This window comes from Promicromonospora sp. NPDC110617 (genome assembly GCF_055598465.1).
Window position 1 is genome coordinate 549,380 of the sequence record NZ_JBVKBM010000002.1, and the last position, 22,013, is coordinate 571,392.

General features: G+C 72.7%; 22 protein-coding genes and 1 pseudogene. 8 read left to right on the forward strand and 15 right to left on the reverse strand.

Annotated elements, in window-relative coordinates; all coding sequences use genetic code 11:
- Positions 1-17: 17 nt before the first annotated feature.
- The 3 genes from ACZ7LE_RS13185 (at position 18) to ACZ7LE_RS13195 (ending at position 3,481) form a co-directional block, all read left to right on the forward strand.
- Positions 18-1,283: an amidohydrolase gene (locus ACZ7LE_RS13185; RefSeq protein ID WP_470403722.1), complete on the forward strand. Its 1,266-nt coding sequence runs from the start codon at positions 18-20 to the stop codon at positions 1,281-1,283.
- A 127-nt stretch (positions 1,284-1,410) separates the two neighbouring features.
- On the forward strand, positions 1,411-2,790 hold the full coding sequence (locus ACZ7LE_RS13190; protein ID WP_470403723.1) for an enolase C-terminal domain-like protein: 1,380 nt from the start codon (positions 1,411-1,413) through the stop codon (positions 2,788-2,790).
- The gene (locus ACZ7LE_RS13195) at positions 2,777-3,481 is read left to right on the forward strand and encodes a FadR/GntR family transcriptional regulator (protein WP_470403724.1); all 705 of its coding nucleotides are present in this window, start codon (positions 2,777-2,779) and stop codon (positions 3,479-3,481) included. Before ACZ7LE_RS13190 ends, ACZ7LE_RS13195 begins: the two co-directional genes overlap by 14 nt.
- Positions 3,482-3,515: 34 nt before the next feature.
- Here ACZ7LE_RS13195 and ACZ7LE_RS13200 read toward each other — a convergent pair whose 3' ends face one another.
- The 4 genes from ACZ7LE_RS13200 to ACZ7LE_RS13215 all read right to left on the reverse strand — a co-directional run bounded on the left by ACZ7LE_RS13200 (position 3,516) and on the right by ACZ7LE_RS13215 (position 8,296).
- Entirely contained in the window at positions 3,516-4,499 is a 984-nt protein-coding gene (locus ACZ7LE_RS13200; protein ID WP_470403725.1) for a substrate-binding domain-containing protein, read from the reverse strand.
- Positions 4,500-4,569: 70 nt separating this feature from the next.
- On the reverse strand, positions 4,570-5,559 hold the full coding sequence (locus ACZ7LE_RS13205) for an ABC transporter permease (RefSeq protein WP_470403726.1): 990 nt from the start codon (positions 5,557-5,559) through the stop codon (positions 4,570-4,572).
- Positions 5,556-7,115 (reverse strand): sugar ABC transporter ATP-binding protein, encoded by a 1,560-nt coding sequence (locus ACZ7LE_RS13210; RefSeq protein WP_470403727.1) that lies wholly within the window; start codon positions 7,113-7,115, stop codon positions 5,556-5,558. Before ACZ7LE_RS13210 ends, ACZ7LE_RS13205 begins: the two co-directional genes overlap by 4 nt.
- Positions 7,116-7,264: 149 nt before the next feature.
- On the reverse strand, positions 7,265-8,296 hold the full coding sequence (locus ACZ7LE_RS13215; protein ID WP_470403728.1) for an aldo/keto reductase: 1,032 nt from the start codon (positions 8,294-8,296) through the stop codon (positions 7,265-7,267).
- 121 nt (positions 8,297-8,417) lie between these two features.
- Here ACZ7LE_RS13215 and ilvD point away from each other — a divergent pair, with 121 nt between their 5' ends.
- The 3 genes from ilvD to ACZ7LE_RS13230 all read left to right on the forward strand — a co-directional run bounded on the left by ilvD (position 8,418) and on the right by ACZ7LE_RS13230 (position 12,488).
- Positions 8,418-10,127, forward strand: coding sequence for a dihydroxy-acid dehydratase (gene ilvD / locus ACZ7LE_RS13220; RefSeq protein WP_470403729.1), 1,710 nt, complete (start codon positions 8,418-8,420; stop codon positions 10,125-10,127).
- 59 nt (positions 10,128-10,186) lie between these two features.
- Positions 10,187-11,413, forward strand: a complete 1,227-nt coding sequence (locus ACZ7LE_RS13225) for an MFS transporter (protein WP_470403730.1) — start codon at positions 10,187-10,189, stop codon at positions 11,411-11,413.
- Positions 11,414-11,498: 85 nt separating this feature from the next.
- Complete coding sequence (locus ACZ7LE_RS13230) at positions 11,499-12,488, forward strand: hypothetical protein (RefSeq protein WP_470403731.1); 990 nt, start codon at positions 11,499-11,501, stop codon at positions 12,486-12,488.
- A 51-nt stretch (positions 12,489-12,539) separates the two neighbouring features.
- On the opposite strand, the gene ACZ7LE_RS13235 is transcribed toward ACZ7LE_RS13230, so the two are convergent.
- From ACZ7LE_RS13235 to ACZ7LE_RS13285, 11 genes and pseudogenes are all read right to left on the reverse strand, one after another.
- On the reverse strand, positions 12,540-12,983 hold the full coding sequence (locus tag ACZ7LE_RS13235) for a hypothetical protein (RefSeq protein ID WP_470404566.1): 444 nt from the start codon (positions 12,981-12,983) through the stop codon (positions 12,540-12,542).
- Between the two features lie 12 nt (positions 12,984-12,995).
- Positions 12,996-13,076 (reverse strand): annotated as a pseudogene (locus tag ACZ7LE_RS13240) (MerR family DNA-binding transcriptional regulator); the annotation flags it as partial.
- A gap of 172 nt (positions 13,077-13,248) precedes the next feature.
- Positions 13,249-13,830, reverse strand: coding sequence for an AAA family ATPase (locus tag ACZ7LE_RS13245; protein ID WP_470403732.1), 582 nt, complete (start codon positions 13,828-13,830; stop codon positions 13,249-13,251).
- Between the two features lie 56 nt (positions 13,831-13,886).
- Positions 13,887-14,519, reverse strand: coding sequence for a LysE family translocator (locus tag ACZ7LE_RS13250; protein ID WP_470403733.1), 633 nt, complete (start codon positions 14,517-14,519; stop codon positions 13,887-13,889).
- Between the two features lie 53 nt (positions 14,520-14,572).
- The gene (locus ACZ7LE_RS13255; RefSeq protein WP_470403734.1) at positions 14,573-16,117 is read right to left on the reverse strand and encodes a peptide MFS transporter; all 1,545 of its coding nucleotides are present in this window, start codon (positions 16,115-16,117) and stop codon (positions 14,573-14,575) included.
- 64 nt (positions 16,118-16,181) lie between these two features.
- Complete coding sequence (locus tag ACZ7LE_RS13260; RefSeq protein WP_470403735.1) at positions 16,182-16,568, reverse strand: VapC50 family PIN domain-containing toxin; 387 nt, start codon at positions 16,566-16,568, stop codon at positions 16,182-16,184.
- Positions 16,565-16,729 carry a PIN domain-containing protein gene (locus ACZ7LE_RS13265; RefSeq protein WP_470403736.1) on the reverse strand — a complete coding sequence of 55 codons (165 nt, stop codon included), beginning with the start codon at positions 16,727-16,729 and terminating at the stop codon, positions 16,565-16,567. The genes ACZ7LE_RS13260 and ACZ7LE_RS13265 overlap by 4 nt, the downstream gene beginning before the upstream one ends.
- 4 nt (positions 16,730-16,733) lie before the next feature.
- Positions 16,734-17,252, reverse strand: a complete 519-nt coding sequence (locus ACZ7LE_RS13270) for a helix-turn-helix domain-containing protein (protein ID WP_470403737.1) — start codon at positions 17,250-17,252, stop codon at positions 16,734-16,736.
- 94 nt (positions 17,253-17,346) lie between these two features.
- Complete coding sequence (locus ACZ7LE_RS13275) at positions 17,347-18,018, reverse strand: cytochrome b (protein ID WP_470403738.1); 672 nt, start codon at positions 18,016-18,018, stop codon at positions 17,347-17,349.
- Positions 18,019-18,028: 10 nt separating this feature from the next.
- Entirely contained in the window at positions 18,029-19,141 is a 1,113-nt protein-coding gene (locus tag ACZ7LE_RS13280) for a GlxA family transcriptional regulator (protein WP_470403739.1), read from the reverse strand.
- A gap of 33 nt (positions 19,142-19,174) precedes the next feature.
- Positions 19,175-19,828 (reverse strand): HD domain-containing protein, encoded by a 654-nt coding sequence (locus ACZ7LE_RS13285; RefSeq protein ID WP_470403740.1) that lies wholly within the window; start codon positions 19,826-19,828, stop codon positions 19,175-19,177.
- A gap of 142 nt (positions 19,829-19,970) precedes the next feature.
- Here ACZ7LE_RS13285 and ACZ7LE_RS13290 point away from each other — a divergent pair, with 142 nt between their 5' ends.
- Both ACZ7LE_RS13290 and ACZ7LE_RS13295 read left to right on the forward strand, forming a co-directional pair.
- On the forward strand, positions 19,971-20,645 hold the full coding sequence (locus ACZ7LE_RS13290) for a TetR/AcrR family transcriptional regulator (RefSeq protein WP_470403741.1): 675 nt from the start codon (positions 19,971-19,973) through the stop codon (positions 20,643-20,645).
- Between the two features lie 10 nt (positions 20,646-20,655).
- Positions 20,656-21,873: a glycosyltransferase gene (locus ACZ7LE_RS13295; RefSeq protein WP_470403742.1), complete on the forward strand. Its 1,218-nt coding sequence runs from the start codon at positions 20,656-20,658 to the stop codon at positions 21,871-21,873.
- Positions 21,874-22,013 lie beyond the last annotated feature (140 nt).

Consider the following 22,013-nt stretch of genomic DNA (forward strand, 5'->3'; position numbering starts at 1 on the left):
TGGGATACCATTTTTCCATGCCCTTCCCCAGCCCCGCCACGCCCGACCCTGCCAAGCTCAGCACCGTCGTGCCCGGTCCCGCCGTCGGCCCGGTCACCGTCCTGCGCGACGTGCGCCCCTGGGGCGGGGAGCGCAGCGACCTCCACGTCGCCGACGGTGTGCTCACCGCCGTCGTCCCGCACGACCCGGCGGCAGCGGCCGAGCACGCACCCGGCGCCGTCGACGGCGGCGGCCTGCTCGCGCTGCCCGGCCTGGTCAACGCCCACGCACACGTCGACAAGTCGTGGTGGGGCAAGCCGTGGGTGAGCTACGGCGGGGAGCCGGGCACGCAGGGCCGCATCGCGCACGAGCGCGCGCACCGCGACGAGCTCGGCATCCCCGGCGTCGACGTGACGCTCGCCGTGCTGCGCGAGTCGGTCCGCACCGGCACCACCGCCGTCCGCTCGCACGTCGACGTCGACCTGGGCGTGGGGCTGCGCGGCATCGAGGTGGTGCGCGAGGCCGTGGCCGCGCTGGGCGGCGCGGTGCACGCCGAGATCGTGGCGTTCCCGCAGGACGGCGTGCTGCGCCGCCCGGGCGTGCTGGACCTGCTCGACCAGGCGGCGGCCGCGGGGGCCGAGCACATCGGCGGCCTGGACCCGGCGTCCATCGACCGCGACCCCGTGGCCCAGCTCGACGGGCTGTTCGCGATCGCGGAGCGGCGCGGCGTCGGCATCGACGTGCACCTGCACGACGGCGGCGAGCTCGGCGCGTTCCAGATCGAGCTGATGATCGACCGCACCCTACGCACCGGCCTGCAGGGCAGGGTGAACGTGGCGCACGGCTTCGCCGTCGGCCAGCTCGCCGGGTCCCACCAGGCCGACCTCGTCGCGGCGATGGGCGAGGCGGGCATCAGCATGACGACGGTCGCACCCATCGGCGCCGCTCCCCTGCCGCTGCACGCGCTGCGCGCCGCCGGGGTGCCCGTCGGCCTGGGCACGGACGGGATCCGCGACCTCTGGTCCCCGTACGGCACCGGCGACCTGCTCACGCTGACCACGCAGCTCGCCCGCCTGTCCGGCTTCCGCCGCGACGAGGACCTGGTCACCGCGGCACGGATCGCCTCCGCGGACGCCGCCCGGTTCGTCGGCCGCGCGACGCACGACCTGGTCGTCGGCGCGCCCGCCGACGTCGTGCTGGTCGACGCCCAGAACGTGCCCGACGCCGTGGTCCGCGCCCCGCGCCGCGCCCTCGTGGTCGCGGCGGGCCGCGTCGTCGCCCAGGACGGCGAGGTCCTGGTCTGACCTCCAGGCCGGCACGACGCACCCATTGATCGAACCAATCGCCCCCTCGACGCCACCCCAACCTTGACCCGCGGCACCTCCATCCGTAGATTGCAGGCATTTCATCGGATGTTTGCGAAGGAGCGGCATGGCCACGATCACCGGAGTGCGCGTCGAGGACGTGCGGTTCCCGACGTCGGCCACCGCCGACGGCTCGGACGCGATGAACAAGGACGCGGACTACTCGGCGGCCTACGTCGTGCTGGAGACCGACGCGCCGAACCCCGGCGCCGACCCGGCCGGATCGGGCGGAACCCTGGGCGGCTACGGCCTGACGTTCACCATCGGGCGGGGCAACGACATCGTCGCGGAGGCCGCGCGCCAGCAGGCCGCGGTGCTGGTGGGCCGCGACGTCGACGAGCTCGCCGCGGACATGGGCGCCGTCTACCGCGACCTGACCGCCGACAGCCAGCTCCGCTGGCTCGGCCCGGAGAAGGGCGTGGTGCACCTGTCGCTGGCGGCCGTGCTCAACGCCGCCTGGGACCTGGTGGCGCGCCGCGCGGGCAAGCCGCTGTGGCGCCTGCTCGTGGACATGACGCCGGAGCAGCTCGTCGACGTCGCCGACCTGCGCTACCTCTCGGACGCCCTGACCCGCGACGAGGCGCTGGCCCTGCTCAAAGCCAGGGAACCAGGACGACAGGAGCGCCTGGCCCACCTGGAGCGCACCGGCTATCCCGTGTACACGACGTCGGCCGGCTGGCTCGGCTACAGCGACGACAAGCTGCGGCGGCTGTGCCAGGAGGCCGTGGACGCCGGGTACCAGCACGTGAAGCTGAAGGTCGGGGCGAACCTCGCCGAGGACGTGCGGCGGCTGACCATCGCGCGCGAGGTGCTCGGTCCGGACCGGAACCTGATGATCGACGCCAACCAGGTCTGGGACGTGCCGCAGGCGATCAAGTGGATGCGCGAGCTGGCGCGGTTCGATCCCCTGTGGATCGAGGAGCCCACCTCGCCCGACGACATCCTGGGGCACGCCGCGGTGCGCCGCGCGGTCAAGCCGGTCGGTGTCGCGACGGGCGAGCACTGCCACAACCGCGTGATGTTCAAGCAGCTCATGCAGGCCGAGGCGATCGACTACTGCCAGCTCGACACCGGCCGGCTCGCGAGCATCAACGAGATCGTCTCCGTGCTGCTGCTCGCGGCCAAGTTCGGCGTGCCGGTGTGCCCGCACGCGGGCGGCGTCGGCCTGTGCGAGATGGTGCAGCACGTCTCCGTGCTGGACTACGTGGCGATCGGCGGCGACCTCACCGGCCGCGTGACCGAGTACGTGGACCACCTGCACGAGCACTTCACCGACCCGTGCGTCGTCGAGGACCGGGGCGCCGGCACGGCGTACGTGCTGCCGTCCCTGCCGGGCTACTCCACACAGATGTACGAGGAGTCGCTGGAGCGGTTCCGGTTCCCGGGCGGGACGTACTGGGTCGGCGGCTCCTCGGTGCGGGATACTTCGGGGCATGTCCCGCACTGACGAGGTCGTCGACGGCATCCGCAGGATGATCCTCGACGGCAGGCTGCGACCCGGCGACCGCCTGCCGGTCGAGAAGGACCTGGCCGACGAGCTCCAGGTCTCCCGCGGCTCCCTGCGCGAGGGTGTGCGCGCGCTGTCGATCCTCGGCGTGCTGCACACCCGGCAGGGTGACGGCACGTACGTCACCTCCCTCGACCCCGCGCGTCTGCTCTCCCCCATGGCCCTGGTCCTCGACCTGCAGGACGAGGGCGCCATGCCCGCGTTCCACAGCGTCCGCCGCGTCCTGGAGACGGAGGCCGCCGGGCTGGCCGCGACCCGGATGACCGACGCCGCGCTCGCCGAGGCGCGGGCCGTCCTCGACCAGGTCGCCGAGGTGCTGGACGGCGCGGAGGTGGACCACGACCGGTTCATCGAGGTCGACATCGCGTTCCACCGCGTCATCGCGGCGCACACCGGCAACCCGGTGCTGGAGGCGCTGATCGAGTCGTTCGCCGGCCGCACCGTGCGGGCACGCCTGTGGCGCGTGCTGCACGCCGAGGGCATCGAGGCGCGCACGCACGGCGAGCACGAGGCCATCTGGCGCGCGCTCGCCGCACGTGATCCCGAGGCCGCCCGGATCCGGATGGCGGCCCACCTCCTGGGCGTCGAGGACTGGCTGCCGAAGCCGGAGAACCTGGACGAGGACGCCTGACGATCGCTGGTCCAGCTCGACCAGCGGCGTCGTCCTACTCGTACAGGACCGCGGCGATCTCCTCGTCGTCGATGTTCGTCTCGTCGTACCAGTAGAAGCCGGAGTCGATGACCGGCTCGACCTCCTCGCCGTCGATCGCGGCGACGGCCGCCTTCACCGTCTCGTAGCCCATCTTGATCGGGTCCTGGGTGATCGCCCCGGCCATGAGCCCGTCGCGGATCGCGTCGGTCTGCGCCTTGCCGGAGTCGAAGCCGATCACCGTGAGCTCGCCGGCCCGGCCGGACTCCTGCACCGCCTTGACGACGCCGATCGCCGACCCCTCGTTGGTGCCGTAGATGCCCTTGAGGTCGGGGTGGGCCTGCATGATCGCCTTCGCGGCGTCGGCCGACTTGAGCTGGTCGCCCGCGGCGTACTGGGTGTCGACGATCTCGATGTCCGGCGCGTTCTCCTCGATGTACTGCGTGAACCCCTCGACGCGCTGCTGGCCGGTCTGGGACGTCTGGTCGTGCCCCACGATCGCGATCTTGCCGCTGCCGACCAGCTCGGCCATGTGCTTGGCCGCCTCGGCCGACGCGGCCAGGTTGTCCGTGGACACCGTGGTCACGGGCACGTCCGAGTCCACGCCGGAGTCGAAGGCGATGACCGGGATCCCCCGCGACTGCGCGTCCGTCATCATCGGGATGGACGCCTCGGAGTCGAGGGCCGCGTAGCCGATCGCGTCGGGGCTCTTGTCCAGGGCCGTCTGCAGCATGGTGAGCTGCTTCTCCACCTCGGTCTCGGTCTCCGGCCCCTCGAACGTGACCTCGACGTCGAGCTCGGCCGCGGCGTCGTCGGCCCCCTGCTTGACCGCCTGCCAGAACTGGTGCTGGAAGCCCTTGGAGACCAGGGCGACGTAGGGCTTGTCGCCCGTCCCGGGCGCCCCACCTGCCGAGCCGCCCGAGGCGCACGCCCCGAGGGCGAGCACGGCAACGGTGGCGGCGAGCGCCGCGAGGCGCCTGCGTGGTGTGCTGCTGTTCATCCGGGTCCAGCTCCTTCGATGGTCGGGTCGAACGGGTCAGGTCGTACGGGTCGGTCGGAACGTGGGTCGATCAGGCGTCCTTGCCCCGCCGGAGCATGTCGGCGTACACCGCCAGCACGATCACGATGCCGACGGCGACCTTCTGCCACTCCTGCGGGATCGACATGATCCGCAGGCCGTTGGTGAGCGTCGCCATGATCAGCGCGCCGATGACGGTGCCGAGGATCGTCGCCTTGCCGCCGCGCAGCGAGGTGCCGCCGATGACGACGGCGGCGATGGCCTCCAGCTCGTACCCCAGCCCGAGGCCGGGCTGCGCGGAGTTGAGCCGCGATGCCATGACGACGCCGGCGAGCCCCGTGAACAGGCCGGCCACGACGTAGATGACCACCTTCCAGCGCCGCACGTCGACGCCGGAGATCGCCGTCGCCTCCTCGTTGGAGCCGATGGAGAGGGCGTAGCGCCCGGTGAGCGTCTTGCTGAGCGTCACGCCCGCGAGGACGGCGGCGACGAAGAAGATGAGGACGGCGTTCGGCAGCCCCGGCAGCAGCTCGCCGCCCGCGAGCTGGCCGAACCCGGGCACGTCGCTGAAGTAGATGGGCTTGGTCCCCGAGATGACGAGGGACAGGCCCTGCGCCACCATCATCATCGCGAGCGTCGCGATGAACGGCGGCAGTCGCAGGTACGCAACGTTCAGACCGTTGAGCAGGCCGATCAGCGCCCCGATCGCGAGCCCGCCCAGCACCCCGACGACGAGCGGCAGGCCGAGGTTGGCCAGGAACACGCCGGTCATCACCGAGCACAGCGTCATGCCGGTGCCGACCGAGAGGTCGATCCCGCCCGTCGCGATGACGAGCGTGGCGCCCAGCGCCATGATCCCGGTGACGGCCGTGGCCAGCAGGATGCCCTTCACGTTGGCCCAGTCCAGGAAGTACGGGCTGGCCACCGAGAAGAACACGAAGATGACCACCAGCCCGCCGAAGGCGAGGAGCTGCTGGAGCTGCTGGCGGTTGCCGAGGCTGAGCTTGCCCAGCCCGGCTCTGCCCAAGATGGTCGTCGTCATGCGTCGCCTCCGGTCGTGACGAGCGAGCGGTCCGCACCGAACCGCGTCGCGAGCTCCATGATGTGGTGCTGGGTCGCGTCGGCGTTGGCGAGCGTCCCGGTGACGCGGCCCTCGCACATGACGACGATCCGGTCGGCCAGCCGCAGCACCTCCGGCAGCTCCGAGGAGATGACGACGATCGACTTGCCCTGCGCGGCCAGCCCCGTGAGCAGCGTGTAGATCTCGTCCTTGGCGCCGACGTCGATCCCGCGGGTCGGCTCGTCGACGATCAGCACGTCGCAGTCCCGCACCAGCCACTTGGCCAGGACCACCTTCTGCTGGTTGCCGCCCGAGAGGTTCCTGGCCCGCTGGTTCACCGACGGCGTCCGGATCGAGAGCCGGTCCACCATCCCGGCGGCGACCCGGCGCCCGTCGGCGTCCCGCACGAACCCGCCGCGCGTCATGCCGCGCAGCGAGGACAGCATGACGTTGCGCACCACGTCCTGGTCCAGCAGCAGGCCGTAGCGCTTGCGGTCCTCCGAGAGGTAGCCGATGCCGTGCCGGACGGCGTCGGCGGGGCTGCGCACCGTGACCGGCCGCCCGGCCACCTCGACCACGCCCGTGGACCGGTCCGCGCCGATGATCGCCCGGGCCACCTCCGTGCGTCCGGCACCCATGAGCCCCGCGAGGCCGAGGATCTCGCCGCGGTGCAGCTCGAACGACACGTCCTTGAGGAGCGAACGGGTGCTCAGGCCGCGCACCGCGAGCGCCACCTCCCGCGGTTCGGCGGAGGTGGTGCCGGAGGTTGTGTCCGCCGGCGGGTCGGGCCGCACCCCGGTCGCGAGCTGCCGTCCCACCATCGCGGCGATGACGTCCCGGGTCTCGGTCCCCGCCGTCGGCAGCGTGTCGACGTACCGGCCGTCGCGCAGGACCGTGATGCGGTCGGAGATCTCCTTGATCTCGTCCATCCGGTGCGACACGTAGATGACGCCGGTGCGCGGCGAGACGAAGTCGCGCACGATGCGGAACAGCGTGGCGACCTCGGTCTCGGTCAGCGCCGCCGTCGGCTCGTCCATGATCAGCACGCGGGCGTCGAACGAGAGGGCCTTGGCGATCTCGACCATCTGCTGGCCGGCGACGCTCAGGTGCGCCACGGGCTGCCGCGGGTCCAGCGGGATGCCGAGCCGCTCGAACAGCTTGCCGGCGCGGCGCTCCAGCTCGTCGTCCCGGATGAGCAGCCCGGCGCGCCGGGGCTCGCGGCCGATGAAGATGTTCTGCGCGACCGTGAGGTCGGGCATGAGGTGGAACTCCTGGTGGATCACGCTGATGCCGAGCTCGTTGGCCTGCCGGGGGCCGGCCGGGCTCATGGGCACGCCGTCGAGCTCCATGGTCCCCGCGTCGGGCCGGTGGATCCCGGACAGGAGCTTGAGGAGCGTGGACTTGCCCGCCCCGTTCTCGCCGACGAGCGCCAGCACCTCGCCGTGCCGCAGGTCGAGGTGGACGTCGTCGAGCGCGCGCACCCCGGGGAAGGACTTGCTGATCCCCGCGGCGCGGAGTAGTGCCGGGCTGTCCGTCACGTGAGCTCCCTTGCGTACGTGCCTCGCATCCAAACGCTGGCATTCAACCGCAGACATCGGATGCATCTCAAGGGTTTACGCAAGATCCGCGCGATTTTGCCCTGTTCGACGGGCGGTCGGCGCAGATAGATCGGACGTTTGTCGTCCGGTCAGTTCCCGGCGTCCGGCACTGCGTCCGATGCAGCGTCCGACGCAGCCTCGGGTACAGCGTCCTGCGCGAGCAGGCCGGCGTCGGCGAGCGCCTGCCACAGCCCCGCCGGGGCCCGAACGGCGGCCCGCTGCGCGGCCTGGCGCGCGTGCCCGGGCTCTCCCAGCCCCACGACGGTGCTGACCACCGCCGGGTGCGTGCGCACGTAGGCGAGCGCCGCCTGGGGCAGCGTGACCCCGTGCTCCTCGCACACCGCGGCGATGCGCCGGGCCCGGTCGAGCAGCCCGGCGGGGACGGGCGCGTAGTCGTAGGTCGCGTCCGACGGCGGCCGGTCGTGCGCCAGGAGCCCCGAGTTGTAGACGGCGGCCGCGACGACCGCCACGCCGCGCTCGGCCGCCGCGGGGAGCAGGTCGGCCAGCGCGGGCTGCTCCAGGAGCGTGAACCGCCCGGCACACATGACCACGTCGACGTCGGTCTCGCGCACGAACCGGGTCAGCATCGCGGACTGGTTCATCCCGGCGCCGATCGCGCCCACCATCCCCTGGTCACGCAGCTCGACGAGCGCGGGCAGCGCCTCGTAGGCGGCCTGCGCCCAGTGCTCGTCGGGATCGTGCAGGTAGACGACGTCGAACCGGTCCAGACCGGTGCGCTCCAGGCTGGCCTCGATCGAGGCCAGCACGCCGTCGCGGGAGAAGTCCCAGACCCGGCGCGCGGTGGCGGGCACGTCGAACATCTCGGGGTCGGTGCGGTCGGCGGTCTCGGGCGAGGGGACGAGCAGTCGTCCGACCTTCGTGGAGACCACCACCTCGTCCCGCGGCCGCGTGCGCAGGTAGGCGCCGAGCCGCCGCTCGGACAGGCCGAGGCCGTAGTGCGGGGCCGTGTCGAAGTACCGGATCCCGGCGTCCCACGCAGCCTCGAAGGTCGCGTGGGCCTGCTCGTCCGTGGTCGCCCGGTACAGGTTGCCGGCCGGGGCGGCACCGCACCCGAGCGGGGTGAGCCGGACGCCGGTGGCGCGCACCTCGGTGGTCAGCATGGGGGTCCTCCTCGACAGCACCGGCGAAAACATCAGATGTATAGCACACCGGCCGAACCAGCAGAATTGACACAGCAGTCCCTGGTCCCGCACGCCGCGCAGGGCTGAGGCACAATGCAGGATGACCACTGACGAGAACCCCCCGGTCGACGTCAAGCCCCGCTCCCGACAGGTGACCGACGGCCTCGAGGCGACCGCGTCGCGCGGCATGCTCCGCGCCGTCGGGCTGGGTGACGACGACTTCGCCAAACCGCAGATCGGCGTCGCGAGCTCGTGGAACGAGATCACACCCTGCAACCTCTCGCTGGACCGGCTCGCGAAGGCGAGCAAGGAGGGCGTGCACGCCGCGGGCGGCTACCCGCTGGAGTTCGGCACCATCTCCGTCTCGGACGGCATCTCGATGGGGCACGAGGGCATGCACTTCTCGCTCGTGTCCCGCGAGGTCATCGCCGACTCCGTCGAGACCGTCATGCAGGCCGAGCGCCTGGACGGCTCGGTGCTCCTGGCCGGCTGCGACAAGTCGCTGCCCGGCATGCTGATGGCCGCCGCCCGCCTGGACCTGTCCAGCGTGTTCCTCTACGCCGGCTCGATCATGCCGGGCTGGGTCAAGCTGACCGACGGCACCGAGAAGCAGGTCACGATCATCGACGCCTTCGAGGCGGTCGGCGCGTGCTCCCGCGGGCTGATGAGCCAGGAGGACGTCGACCGCATCGAGCGCGCGATCTGCCCCGGAGAGGGCGCGTGCGGCGGCATGTACACCGCCAACACGATGGCGTCGGCGGCCGAGGCGCTCGGCATGTCGCTGCCCGGGTCCGCGGCGCCGCCCGCCGCCGACCGCCGCCGTGACACCTGGGCGCACCGGTCGGGCGAGGCCGTGGTGAACCTGCTCCGCCAGGGCATCACGGCGCGCGACATCCTGACCAAGGAGGCGTTCGAGAACGCCATCGCCGTCGTCATGGCGTTCGGCGGGTCCACCAACGCGGTGCTGCACCTGCTCGCCATCGCGCACGAGGCCGAGGTGGAGCTCACCCTCGACGACTTCTCCCGCGTCGCCGACCGCGTGCCGCACCTGGGCGACCTCAAGCCGTTCGGGCAGTACGTCATGAACGACGTCGACCGGATCGGCGGCGTGCCCGTGGTGATGAAGGCGCTGCTCGACGCCGGGCTGCTGCACGGGGACGCCCTGACCGTCACGGGCCGCACCATGGCCGAGAACCTCGCCGACATCGCGCCGCCGGACCCGGACGGCAAGATCCTGCGGGCCATGGACAACCCGATCCACCGCACCGGCGGCATCACGATCCTGAGCGGGTCGCTGGCCCCGGGTGGCGCCGTCGTGAAGTCGGCGGGCTTCGACTCCGACGTGTTCGAGGGCACCGCGCGCGTCTTCGAGCGCGAGCGGGGCGCGCTCGACGCCCTGGAGGACGGCACGATCCAGGCGGGCGACGTCGTCGTCATCCGCTACGAGGGGCCCAAGGGCGGGCCTGGGATGCGCGAGATGCTCGCCATCACCGGTGCCATCAAGGGCGCGGGCCTCGGCAAGGACGTGCTGCTCATCACCGACGGCCGTTTCTCGGGCGGCACGACCGGCCTGTGCGTGGGGCACATCGCGCCCGAGGCCGTGGACGCCGGACCCATCGCGTTCGTGCGCGACGGCGACCGTATCCGCCTCGACGTGGCCGCCAAGACCCTCGACATCCTGGTCGACCCGGCCGAGCTGGAGGCCCGGTCGGCGGGCTGGGCGCCGCTGGCCCACTCCTACCAGCGGGGCGTGCTCGCCAAGTACTCGAAGCTGGTCCAGTCGGCGTCGAAGGGGGCCGTGCTCGAGTAGACCAGCCCACACTGCGGACCAGGTCGTTGCCGAAGGTAACTATCTGGCACGATGGCGGTGTGACGAGCGACGGCGGTAGCGGCGGTTCAGGGGACGATCGGGACTTCCGCTTTCGCGACATCGCCGTCGTCGCCTACCTGCCGTCCGTCGTCAGCTCGATCGGCCACGGCGCGGTCATGCCCGTGCTCGCGATCCACGCCGGTGACCTGGGCGCGGGCACGGCGCTGGCGGCGTTCGTCGTCGCCCTGCTGGGCATCGGGCAGCTCGCCAACTCCCTGCCGTCGGGCGCGCTCGTGGCGCGGCTCGGCGAGCGCCGCACCCTGGTGATCGCCGGGCTGGTCGACGCGGTGGCGATGCTGGTCGCGTACTTCGTGCCCTCGGTCTGGCTGCTGTGCGTCTGCGTCTTCGTCAGCGGCATGAGCTGGACGGCGTTCCTGCTGGCCCGGCAGGGGTTCCTCATCGACGCGGTGCCGGTGAGCCACCGGGCGCGCGGCATGGCGCTGCTCGGCGGGTCGATGCGCCTGGGCATCCTGGTGGGCCCGCTGCTGGGCGCGCTGCTGATCCACCTGTTCGACGTCCGCTCGGTGTTCCTGCTCGCGGCGTGCGCGTCTGTCGCGTCGGCGCTGATCGTCACGCGGATGCCGGACTTCGGCAGGGTGCGCCGGGGCGCCGTCCCGCTGCCGGTGCACTCGGTCCTGTGGGAGCACCGCCGCACCCTGCTCACCCTCGGCGTGGCGGTCATCATCATCGGCGCGTCGCGCTCGGTGCGCACCGGCCTGCTGCCGCTGTGGGCCGACCACGTGCACATCTCCGCCGCCGTCGTCTCCCTGCTGTTCGCGGTCGCGGCGACGATCGACATCGCGCTCACCCTCCCGGGCGGCTGGCTGCTCGACACCAAGGGCCGGCGGGTGGTCGCGGTGCCCGTGGTCCTCGCCGTCGGCGTCGGCTGCCTGCTGCTCCCGCTGGCCGACTCGGCGCTCACCGTCGGCCTGGTGATGGCGCTCATCGCGCTCGGCAACGGGCTCGGCTCGGGGATCGTCATGACCCTGGGCGCCGACGTCGCCCCCGAGGAGGGCCGGTCGCAGTTCCTCGGCGGCTGGCGGCTGTGCGGCGACATCGGCAACACCGGCGGGCCGTTGCTCGTCTCGGCCGTCGCCGCGATCGCGCCGCTGGCCGCGGCGCCGGTCCTCATCGGCGTGCTGGCCCTGCTCGGCGCCATCTGGGTGGGGCACTGGACCGGCCGGGCCGACCGGGACCGGCGCGCCGGGGGCGGCGAGCCGGCATAGTCGGCGTAGTCGGCGGCGACGCGCCGACGCAACAGGGCTGCCGGGCTGTCGGGCGGAACGCCGGCGGCCGTGCCACGGTGAGACCGTGACAGCGCCGCCCGAACCTCCTGATCTCGAACCCGCGGATCTCGACGCGATGGTCGACGCCCTGTACACGCAGCCGCTCGACGGCTTCGTGGCCGCCCGCGACGCCGCGGCCCGGCAGGTGGCGGACGGCGGCGACCGGCTCGGCGCGGAGCGCGTCAAGCGCCTGCCCAAGCCGTCGGTCGCGGCGTGGGTGATCAACCACGTGGTGCGGGAGCACCCGGACGACGTCGCGGCGCTGACCGCCGTCGGCGACGAGCTCCGCGCCGCCACGCAGGACCGCGACCGCGCCCGCATCAAGGCGCTGGACCACCTGCGCCGGGAGCGCACCGAGGCGCTGGTCGGCGCCGTGCGCAACGCCGGCGAGGTGGGCGGGCGACCGGTGTCGGCCGCCGTCCTCGACCGTCTGACCGAGACGCTGACGGCCGCCGTCATGGACGCGGACGCCGGCGCGGCCGTACGCGCCGGACGCCTCTCGCGCGGCCTGCAGCACGCCGGCTTCGGGATCGTGGACGAGCTCGGCGAGGAGGCGGACCTCGTACCGCTGCGCCCGGACGCGGCGGAGGCGGACGCGGACGCGCAGGCGGAGGCGGACGCGCAGGGGGCCGCCACCAAGCCGAGGGCGGCAAAGGCTGAGCCCGACGCCGCGCCCGACGCCGAGCCCGATACGGCCGCGGCCGTAGAACAGGCCGTCGAGGAGACCTCCGCGCAGGTGGACCGGCTGGAGGCCCGGCGCGACGACGCGAGCGACCGCCTGGACGCCGCGGACACCGCCGTCGAGCAGGCGAAGGGCGAGGCCGCGCGCCTGGACGAGGAGCTCGCGCGGCTGACCGCCGAGCGTGACGCGGCGCACCGGGCCCTCGACGAGGCCCGTGCGCAGGCGGACGAGGCACGCGCCGACCTGACCGCGGTCGAGGACGAGCTCGACGACGCCGAGGACCGCGCGGCGCAGGCCCGCCGCCGTCGGCGGCGCGCGGCACGAGGACACTGAACCCGGCACGAGAGGCAGGACCCGGCGCACGAGCGCGCGCGAGGCCCGGCGTCAGTCGCCCGGCCCGCGCTCCTCGACCGTGTGCAGCACACGGACATGCCGGCCGTCGTGGACGGGCGCCGCGCCAGGAACCTCACCCGGCGGCAGGCTGGTCGCCGCGACATGCGGCAGATCAGACGGCAGGTCGGACGGCAGATCGGACGACAGATCGGGCACGCCCCCGTGCTCCCTGAGCACGGCGATCACGGCCCGTCGGCAGGTGAGCCGCCTGATCTCGGCGGCCGCCTCCCGGTCGAGCCGGTCCAGCAGGTCCGCGGCGGCGTCGGGATCGTCGAGCACGTCCGGCAGTACGGCCAGCGGTACGCCCAGCTCGGTCAGGCGGGTGATCCGCAGCAGCCGGGCCAGGTGTCGCACCCCGTACTCGTGCTCGTCGTCTGCGGAAACGCCGTCGGCGGAAACGTCGGCTGCGGAAACGCCGGCGTCGTCGTCAACCACGCGGCCCGGCTCCTCGAGCAGCCCGATCCGGTGATAGTGCCGCAGGGCACGGACCGTCACGCCGGCGAGGGCCGCCAGCTCGCTGGTGCGCAACGATCTCCTCCTTCGCCGGGACGGAGGGCTGGTCTGCCCCTCCGCAGGGGCCCGCTGCGGAGGGGTTCGCTCGATAGCCCCGTCCCAGACACGGGAACTACCTGTTGCAACGTATCAGGTGGGATTTAGCCCTCACCCGCAAGAATGCGCCGAAAGTCGGCAATGGTATAGATCAATTCATCCCCTGCTGGCGCGCCCTTCCCACCGGTGATTTCTCATCGCGAACCCGGCCGCCACCAAGCGCCGTCAACAGCTTCCCGACCGTCTCCTCGGCCGGCGACTCCTGCCCCACGACGAACTCCTCCTCGACGCGCAGCCGGTCGTCGAGGGTGAACCAGTCCGCCATCTGCTCGGGCGTGAAGTCGGCGGCCTGCGGCCGGGTCGTGTGCCGCCGGATCGTCTCGTCGAACGGCACGTCCAGGTACGCGCACGCCGTCGTCCCGGCGTGGTCGGCGACCAGGGTGGTGAGCATGGGCCCGTAGTGGTCGTAGGCCAGGATGCCCTCCAGCACCACCGAGTAGCCGGCGTCGAGCGAGTGGCGCACCACGGTGTCGATCAGCCCGATGTTGACCCCGCCGGGCACGTCCTTCTCCCACAGCAGGATGCGGCGCAGGTAGTCCTGCTGCACGAGCGCCGTCCCCCGGCCCATCCTGCGACGCAGCTCCGCGGCCACGGTCGACTTGCCCGCCCCGGACGGTCCTCGGACGACGGCGAGGCGGGTGTCGGCACTCCCGGTCACACTCTGCCCGCTCACACTCTGCCCATTCCTGCCCTGCCCGCTCACGCCCTGCCCGCTCACGCCCTGCCCGCTCACGCCCTGCTGCCGGTGAGCGCGAGCGTGCCGCCGAGACCGATCATCATGCCGCCGCCCGTGGCCCGGATCGCCGACAGACGCCGCGGCGACGACGCGAACCACGTGCGCGCCGCACCCGCGAGGAGCGCCCACAGGCTGTCGAAGACCAGCGCGACCAGCGTGAAGACCAGGCCGAGCACCATCATCTGCAGCGGCACCTGTCCCGCGCGCACGTCGACGAACTGGGGCAGCGCGGCCACGAAGAACACGATCGTCTTGGGGTTGGTCACGCCCACCACGAAGCCCTGGCGCAGGATCGCCCAGTGCGACGGCGCCCGGCGCCCCGCTGCGGCCTCGGGCTCCACGCCGTCGCGCCGGTGCCGGATCGCCTGCACGCCCAGGTAGCCGGCGCCCAGCAGCTTGAGCACCGTGAACGCCACGATCGACTCGGCCACGACCGTGCCGACGCCCAGCGCGACGGCCGCGACCAGCGGCAGGGCGCCGAGCTCGTTGCCGAGCACGCTGAGCAGGCCGCCGGGGCGGCCGAGGGAGAGCGAGCGTCCGACGACGAACAGGACGCTCGGCCCGGGAATAACGATGAGGATCACGGACGCCACGACGAACGCGACAAGGGTCTCGATGGTCGGCATGCGGTCACTCTACGACCGGGGGTGCAGGGCGGGGCCAGCCGTTTCCGGCGCGGCTACTCCCCGCTCGTGTGCACCCCTTCGAGCTGGTCGGCGCGGCGCACGTGCCGCGTGACCCACGGCCCGAGCAGCGCGAGGACGGCCGCGAAGCCCAGGGCGACCAGGCCGATGCCGCCGAAGTACGCGGTGTCGGACGCGCCCTCGGTCGCCTGGACGAGCTGCGCCGTGATGGCCTGCCCGGCGGCCGGCGCGAGGAACCACAGCGCCATCGCCTGACCCTGGTAGGCGCGCGGCGCGAGCAGGGTCGTGGCGGCCAGCCCCACCGGCGAGAGGCACAGCTCGCCGAGCGTCTGGATCACGTACACGACCACGAGCACCCAGCCGGGCGTGAGGTCGTCGCCCGCGATGGCGGACGCCGCCGCCAGCACCAGGAACGAGAGGGCCGCGAGCGCGAGGCCGATCGCGAACTTGTACGGCGTGGGCGGCCGGTCCTTGGTACGGACCCACAGCCAGGCGAACACCGGGGCCAGGATGATGATGGAGGCCGGGTTGATCGACTGGAAGAACTCGGGGCTGACGGTGAACCCGAGGACCTCGCGCGAGGTCCGGTCGGCCGCGAAGGTCGCGAGCGTCGTCGCCGCCTGCTCGAAGATCATGAAGAAGAGCATGGCCGCCACGAACAGCGGGATGTAGGCGACCAGGCGGGGGCGTTCGGCGTCGGTCACGCGCGGCGACCGGTACATCATGATGAAGAACGCGATGGGGGCGAGGAACGCGATGTAGCTCAGGGCGTCGATGAGGGCGTGCACGCCCCAGCCGCCGGCCACGAGCACGGCCACGAGGTACACCACGACCACGGCGCCGAAGATGATCGCGAACATCCGCGCGAGTGCCGGCCGCTCCCCCGGCAGGATGGGGTTGGGGACGACGTCGCCGGCGCCGTGCAGGTTCTTGCGGCCCAGCACGAAGAACACGAGCGCGATCCCCATGCCGATCGCGGCCACGGAGAACGCGGCGTGGTAGCCCCAGACGGCGCGCACGGCGCCGACGATGATCGGCGAGAAGAACGAGCCGATGTTGATGCCCATGTAGAAGATCGAGAACGCCGACTCGCGGCGCGGGTCCTGCCGGTCGTACAGGGAGCCCACCATCGAGGACACGTTGGGCTTGAGCAGGCCGGTGCCGAGGGCCACGAGCACGATGCCCAGGTAGGAGAACCCGGCGGCGGGCACCGAGAGGCACACGTGGCCCGCGGCGATGATGATGCCGCCGTAGAGCGTGGAGCGCCGGGCGCCGATGACCCGGTCCGCGAGCCAGCCACCGACCACGGACAGCAGGTAGACGCCGGTCCCGTAGATCGAGACGACGGCCTCGCCGAGCGTCTGGTCGAGGCCCAGGCCGCCGTTGGCGATCGTGTCGGTCAGGTAGTAGACCAGGATCGCGCGCATGCCGTAGTAGCTGAAGCGCTCCCACAGCTCGGTCGTGAACAGCGTCATCAGACCGAGGGGATGGCCGAAGAACCGCCGGTCGCCCGCCACGGCGGCGGGAGGTGTCGGGTCCGGTCCGGTTCCTGACGGCGGTGTCGCCGAGCCTGTGCTCATCCCCCGATCGTCGGTGCCCTGGGGGCGGGACGCACGTCGGGCGGCAAATCGACCCGGCCGGCCGCTACTCGCCGCTCGTCGCGTCGCGGATCATCGCGACAGCTTCATCCATGCGATACCGCCGGGCCAGCAGGTCGAGCAGGTCCTCCACGGAGCGGGGTGGGTTGCCGTAGCGACGGCTGATCTCCTCCAGCGCATGTCGCGCGCTGTGCGGGGAGACCGACACGGCGTCCGCGGCGAAGCGCGCCGCAGGCACAACATCCAGCCCCGCAGGCAGGAGCTTCGCGGGGAGATCCTTGACGTTGTCGCTCACGATCACCCCGGCACCACCGATCACGGCGGCCGCGACCAGGTGCTCGTCGTTCGCGTCAGGCAAGCCGTAGGAGCCCTCGAGCGGCTCCCAGCCGGTGACCCGCGCATCGTCGAACGCCCACTCCATCTGCTCGATCAACCGCCGTGCGGCATGCTCTGCCTGCTCAGGTTCCGCACCAGCTCATCCAGGATGGCCTGGGACCAGATCGGCCGGTAGATGTTCTGTACGGCCAGGCTGAGCAGGAAGTCACGCTGCAGGCTCGGCCACAGGACCGACGTGTCCAGAAGTGCGGTGAACATACACTCACTTCCGACGGTCGGCTGCGACCTGGGTCCGCGCCTCGCGCAGTCGCTCGATCATGACGGCGGGCTCTTCCTCGTCGTCGAGATCCACCGCGGTCGCGGCGAGAAAGGCGTACTGCCGGGCGCGACGTCTTTCGCGATAGGCAAGCACATCACCCAGGGCGAGCCGACGCCGGTTTCCGTTGCGCTCCGCGGCGAGCTCACCGGACTCGATCAGCCGCACGACCGTCGGCCGAGAGACGCCGAGCAGGTCAGCTGCTTGCTGAGTGGTCAGCTGCGGCTCGGTAGGCGAGATGGTGACCGCCTTGCCCGCTGCGAGCGCGTCAACAACCTGAACGAGCACCTGGTAGACGGTCTCCGGCAGCTCGATCTGCTCGCCTTCCTCGGAACCCACCAGGAGGAACCGCGGTTCGGGCGTCGGCCCCCGCCGTTCCGAGTGCGCCGTGAGAAAGCTGTGCACCTCGGCAAGCCCGGCCGTGGACTTGTCGGGGACAAACGTCTGCGCTGTCAGTGCGGTCATTTCCAGGCTCCTGTCGCCGCTGTACGAACAAAGTGTACGCAGTTTCGGAACGTTCGAAAAGTGCCGGCGGTCTGGGTCGTATCCGGCCGGCGACTCACCGCCCGGCGGCCGACCGCCCCCAGAGCATCCGGCCCACCACCCGCCGTCGGACGACCACGCCGACGTGTGCCACCAACGCGGCGTAGAAGCACAGGTGCGCCGCGATGTGCAGCGGCAGGAGGTCGGTGCTGCCCACCACGAGCGCGATCCCGGTCGCCGGTACCACGAAGAGCATCGCGAGCAGGATCCGCTCGGCGCGGTGCAGCACCTTCCGGTCGGTCCGGGTCAGCCGCGGGTCCCAGGGCGGCAACGGCGTCGTGCTGCGCCACACCACGCGGAGCACGCCGATCGCGATGATCGCCAGCCCGAGCAGGACGTGCCACGCCGGCAGCGCCAGCCCGCCGGTGCCGTCACCGAGGCCGCCCGTCCAGTCGCCCGTCCACAGGTCGGACCACGCGGAGCCCACGGCGTCGTCGGCGTCCTGCTCACGCAGGTCCTGGGCCTGCTCGCAGGCCTCCTCGAGCTGGTCGAACCGGTCCTCCTCGGCGTCGGTGGTGTCGCCACCGCTACGGTCCTCCCCCGGCGGGTCGCAGTCGACGTCGGGCACGTCGCCGTCGTCGTCCATCGCGTACCCGACCGCGAGCTGGGCGGCCAGGAGCACGACCGTCAGCCAGTGCAGGACCTTCGTGACGATGCCGTAGCCCTGCTCGCCGTTGCGCCACCTCATGCGGGTTACCTCAGCGCAGGCGGGTGATCCTGTCCAGCCCTGGGGTTGTCCCGTCCGGCCCTGGCGTTGTCCTGTCCGGCCCTGCGGTGGTCCGGTCCAGCCGGGCGGTCGCCCGGCCCGCACGACCGGCGAAGCGCGCGCGGTACTGGCTCGGCGACGTCCCCAGGCGGGCGAGGAACCGGCGCCGCATCGTCTCCGGGCTGCCGAACCCGGCGGCGGCCGCGGCCTGGGTCACCGAGTGCCCGGCGTCGAGCAGCGACCTGGCCCGGTCCAGCCGCGCGTCCTCGACGAGACGCGCCGGCGAGGTGCCGAGCTCGGCGCTGAACAGCCGGGCGAGGTGCCGGGGCGTCACACCCGCCACGGCGGCGAGGGACGTCGTGGTGTGGTCGAGCGCCGGGTCGGCCGACACGAGGTCGACCACCGTGCGCAGCGCCGACGACCGCGGGGCGGACAGCTCCAGGGGCGCCGAGAACTGCGACTGGCCGCCCGGCCGCTGCATGAACATCACCAGACTGCGCGCGACGTCCCGCGCGACACCGGAACCGTGGTCCTGCTCGACCAGGGCCAGAGCGAGGTCCATGCCCGCAGAAACACCGGCCGACGTGAACACACCACGGTCCTCGACGAACAGGGCGTCGGGCTCGACCGACACCGCGGGATACGCCCGGGCGAGCAGCCGGGCGTGCCGCCAGTGCGTGGTGGCGCGGCGATCGTCGAGGACGCCCGCGGCGGCGAGCACGAAGGAGCCCGTGCAGATCGACACCAGCCGCCGGGACGCGGCCCGGGCGGTACGCACGGCGTCGACGAGCTCCTGCGGGACGGGGCGCCGGACGAGGTCGTCCCCGCCCGCGACGACGAACGTGTCCACCTCGCCCAGCTCGGCCACCGCGCCGTCGACCGGCAGGCGGGTGCCGATCGACGTGCGCACCGGCCGCCCCGACACCGACGCGTACACCAGGTCGTACCAGGCGCCGAAGCTGCCGGCCTCGGCAAGGACCTCGGCAGGCCCGGAGACGTCGAGCATCTTCACCCCGTCGAACACCAGGAACAGGACGCGGCGCCCGGGCGGGTGGGTGTCGCGGACCGGGTTCGTCGGGCCCGTGGGCGGCTCATTCGGCAGCACGTCGACACTCAAGCACGACCGGGCGGTCCGTGGTCACTCGGACCAGTCGTTGTCCTGGATGATCCGCACGAAGTCCTGCCGCCGGAACGTGGGGTCGAAGTGGGCCAGCACGTCGTCGTTCATGGTGCCGAAGGTGGTGCCGGGCCGGTCGGCCATACCGTCGTAGAAGGCTCGCAGGATGCGCCTCTTGAAGTCCGGCCGCGGATGGGCGGCGAGCGTCTCGTCACGCTGGCGCGGCGTGATCTGGTCGAGGTCGAGGCCCAGCACGTCGGTCTCCACGCCCAGGGTGACCACCGCGACCTCCGGTGCGAGCAGCAGCGGGATCTCGGGCGTCGTGTGCAGCGCGATCGCGAGCCAGACGGCGTGCGCCTCCTCCGCCGGACGGCCGTGGTCGAGCAGGAACGCCGACGCCGCCTCCGCGCCGTCCACCTCGAACCGGCGGCCCGTGGTGCGGTAGTCCGTCGTCAGGCCCAGGTCGTGGAACATGGCCCCCACGTAGGCGAGCTCCGGGTCGACCACCAGGCCCCGGGCGGCCGCCTTCAGCATCCCCCAGACGAAGACCCGGCGGGAGTGGTCGAAGACGAGGTCGTCGGCGGCGTCCCGGACCAGGGCGGTCGCGTCGCGGGCCAGCTCGGTGTCCGGGACGGTGATCCCGGCGATGCTCTCAGGGGCGGTGGTCTCCGGCATGGTGTCTCCTCGGGAGGTGTGGGTCGAGGGGGCGACCGTGCGGCGCCCCCCGGCTTCTCCCACCCTCCCGGGCCGGCCACGACCACCGCGCCGTCCGAAGCGACCAGTACCCCACAGATCCGGACTACCTAGGCTGAGCCGCATGACCTCTCGCCCCTACCGCTCCGCCGTCCGTGACCAGGCGGCGGCCGCGACGCGCGCCGCGATCCTGGACGCGGCCGAGGCGCTCTTCGCGCAGGACGGCTACGCGCGGGTGACGATCGGCCGCATCGCGCAGGCGGCCGGGGTGTCCCCGAACACCGTGTACGTGGCGTTCGGCACCAAGCTCGGCCTGGTGCGCGGCCTGACCGAGCGGGCCTCGGGCGAGGACAGCATCCAGGAGACGCTGGCGGCGATCGCGGGCTCGGACGACGCCCACGAGATCGTCGACCTCACGCTGCGCAGCACGGGCGACGTCGTCCACCGGCACAGCCGGCTGATGACCGTGCTGATCGCCAACGCGTCGGCGGACCCGGAGATCGGCGCGACGTTCCAGGGCACCGAGCGGCTGCTGCGCGAACGGTTCGGGCTCATCACGGCCCGCCTGGAGACGCTGGGCGCACTGCGGGAGGGGCTGGACGCCGAACGAGCGACCGACGTCCTGGCCTACTACCTCAGCCCGGAGTCGTGGCTGCGGCTGGGCGCCATCGGCTGGGACCCGGAGACGTGCCGCACCTGGCTGCGGGAGCAGCTCGGGTTCGCGCTGCTCGGGGCACGATCCGGCGCCAGGCCAGGGCCCGGTCCAGGGGACATGACGGGTTCCGACAATCCGCAGTAGTCCTACACTAATGAATGTGCGCATACTCTTCTCAAGCACCCCCGCCCACGGGCACCTGCTGCCCCTGCTCCCCCTCGCCCGCGCGTTCCGCGAGCGCGGCGACCAGGTCGCCGTCCTGACGGCGGCGGCATTCGCGCCGCTGCTCGACGCCGAGGGCATCGAGCTCCTGCCCGCCGGACCGACGGCGGACGTCCTGTTCGCGGAGTCGGGGCGCCGGACCGGCGTCGACGCCGCCGCGGACCCCCGTCCGGAGGCCGTGGCGGACTTCTTCGCGGGCACCCGGGTGGACCTGACCGCGGACGACGCCGTCGCCGCCGCCCGGGGCTTCGCCCCCGACCTGATCGTGGCCGAGGCCCTGGACTTCGTGGGCCCCCTCGTGGCCGCCGCGCTGGACGTGCCGTTCGCCACGATGGCGTTCGGCCCGGCGATCCCGGCCGAGTTCACCGACGGCATGACCGCCCTCGTCGCGAGCCGGTATGCCGACCGCGGCCTGACGCCGGTCCCGGCGCGGTGGCACCTCGACCCGTGCCCCGACCTGCTCCAGCCGCCCGGCTGGCAGGCGCCCGCCAACCGCCTCCCCGTACGCCCGGAGCCGCACCAGGGGCCGGGCGCGGACACGGCCGCGGGCGCGGGCGCCGCGGGCACGGGCACGGGCACCGGCACCACGGCGGACGGCGCCGATGCCGCGGTCGGAGCGCGCCCCCGGGTGCTCGTCACCTTCGGCACGCACTTCTCGGACCCGGCGACCCTGACCCCGATCCTGGCCGAGCTGCGCACCGTCGGCGTGGACCTCGTGGTCACGCTCGGCCTCACCGCGAGCGCCGCGGACTACGACCTCGACAACAACGGCGCGCCCGGCGCCGGCCCCGCCACCGACGACGTCGTGTTCGCCGGCTTCACCCCGCTCGCGGAGCTGCTGCGCGGCGTCGACCTCGTGGTCACCCACGGCGGCGCCGGCACGACGCTCGGCGTGCTGGCGCGCGGGCTGCCGCTGGTCGTGGTGCCGCAGGGCGCCGACCAGTTCCTCCAGGCCGCGGTGGTCAGCGCGACCGGCACGGGCATCGCCGTGCAGCCCGGCCCGGACGTCCCGGAGAACGTGGCGAAGGCGGTCGTGACCCTCCGCACCGACCCGTCCTACGCCGAGTCGGCCGGAAAGGTGGCAGCCCAGATCGCGGGGATGCCCACCCCCGCGGAGGTCGCCGCCGAGCTGTCGGCCGCCCTGGCCTGACCCGACCGCTTGACCCGACCGCCCCACCCGCCCGCCTCCGTTGAGTTCTGGGTTCTTGCGCTCTTGGCACACAGGAAGGCGCGAATGTCCAGCACTCAACGGAGGCGGGAGCGGGCCGGGGCTCGGGTGGTCGCGGGCGT

Excerpts from the sequence above, each read along its gene's own strand:
- ACZ7LE_RS13185 (WP_470403722.1), top strand. The coding sequence starts at position 18 with ATGCCCTTCCCCAGCCCCGCCACGCCCGACCCTGCCAAGCTCAGCACC.
- ACZ7LE_RS13190 (WP_470403723.1), top strand. The coding sequence starts at position 1,411 with ATGGCCACGATCACCGGAGTGCGCGTCGAGGACGTGCGGTTCCCGACG.
- ACZ7LE_RS13195 (WP_470403724.1), top strand. The coding sequence starts at position 2,777 with ATGTCCCGCACTGACGAGGTCGTCGACGGCATCCGCAGGATGATCCTC.
- ACZ7LE_RS13200 (WP_470403725.1), bottom strand. The coding sequence starts at position 4,499 with ATGAACAGCAGCACACCACGCAGGCGCCTCGCGGCGCTCGCCGCCACC.
- ACZ7LE_RS13205 (WP_470403726.1), bottom strand. The coding sequence starts at position 5,559 with ATGACGACGACCATCTTGGGCAGAGCCGGGCTGGGCAAGCTCAGCCTC.
- ACZ7LE_RS13215 (WP_470403728.1), bottom strand. The coding sequence starts at position 8,296 with ATGCTGACCACCGAGGTGCGCGCCACCGGCGTCCGGCTCACCCCGCTC.
- ilvD (WP_470403729.1), top strand. The coding sequence starts at position 8,418 with ATGACCACTGACGAGAACCCCCCGGTCGACGTCAAGCCCCGCTCCCGA.
- ACZ7LE_RS13250 (WP_470403733.1), bottom strand. The coding sequence starts at position 14,519 with ATGCCGACCATCGAGACCCTTGTCGCGTTCGTCGTGGCGTCCGTGATC.
- ACZ7LE_RS13255 (WP_470403734.1), bottom strand. The coding sequence starts at position 16,117 with ATGAGCACAGGCTCGGCGACACCGCCGTCAGGAACCGGACCGGACCCG.
- ACZ7LE_RS13265 (WP_470403736.1), bottom strand. The coding sequence starts at position 16,729 with ATGTTCACCGCACTTCTGGACACGTCGGTCCTGTGGCCGAGCCTGCAG.
- ACZ7LE_RS13270 (WP_470403737.1), bottom strand. The coding sequence starts at position 17,252 with ATGACCGCACTGACAGCGCAGACGTTTGTCCCCGACAAGTCCACGGCC.
- ACZ7LE_RS13275 (WP_470403738.1), bottom strand. The coding sequence starts at position 18,018 with ATGAGGTGGCGCAACGGCGAGCAGGGCTACGGCATCGTCACGAAGGTC.
- ACZ7LE_RS13285 (WP_470403740.1), bottom strand. The coding sequence starts at position 19,828 with ATGCCGGAGACCACCGCCCCTGAGAGCATCGCCGGGATCACCGTCCCG.
- ACZ7LE_RS13290 (WP_470403741.1), top strand. The coding sequence starts at position 19,971 with ATGACCTCTCGCCCCTACCGCTCCGCCGTCCGTGACCAGGCGGCGGCC.
- ACZ7LE_RS13295 (WP_470403742.1), top strand. The coding sequence starts at position 20,656 with ATGAATGTGCGCATACTCTTCTCAAGCACCCCCGCCCACGGGCACCTG.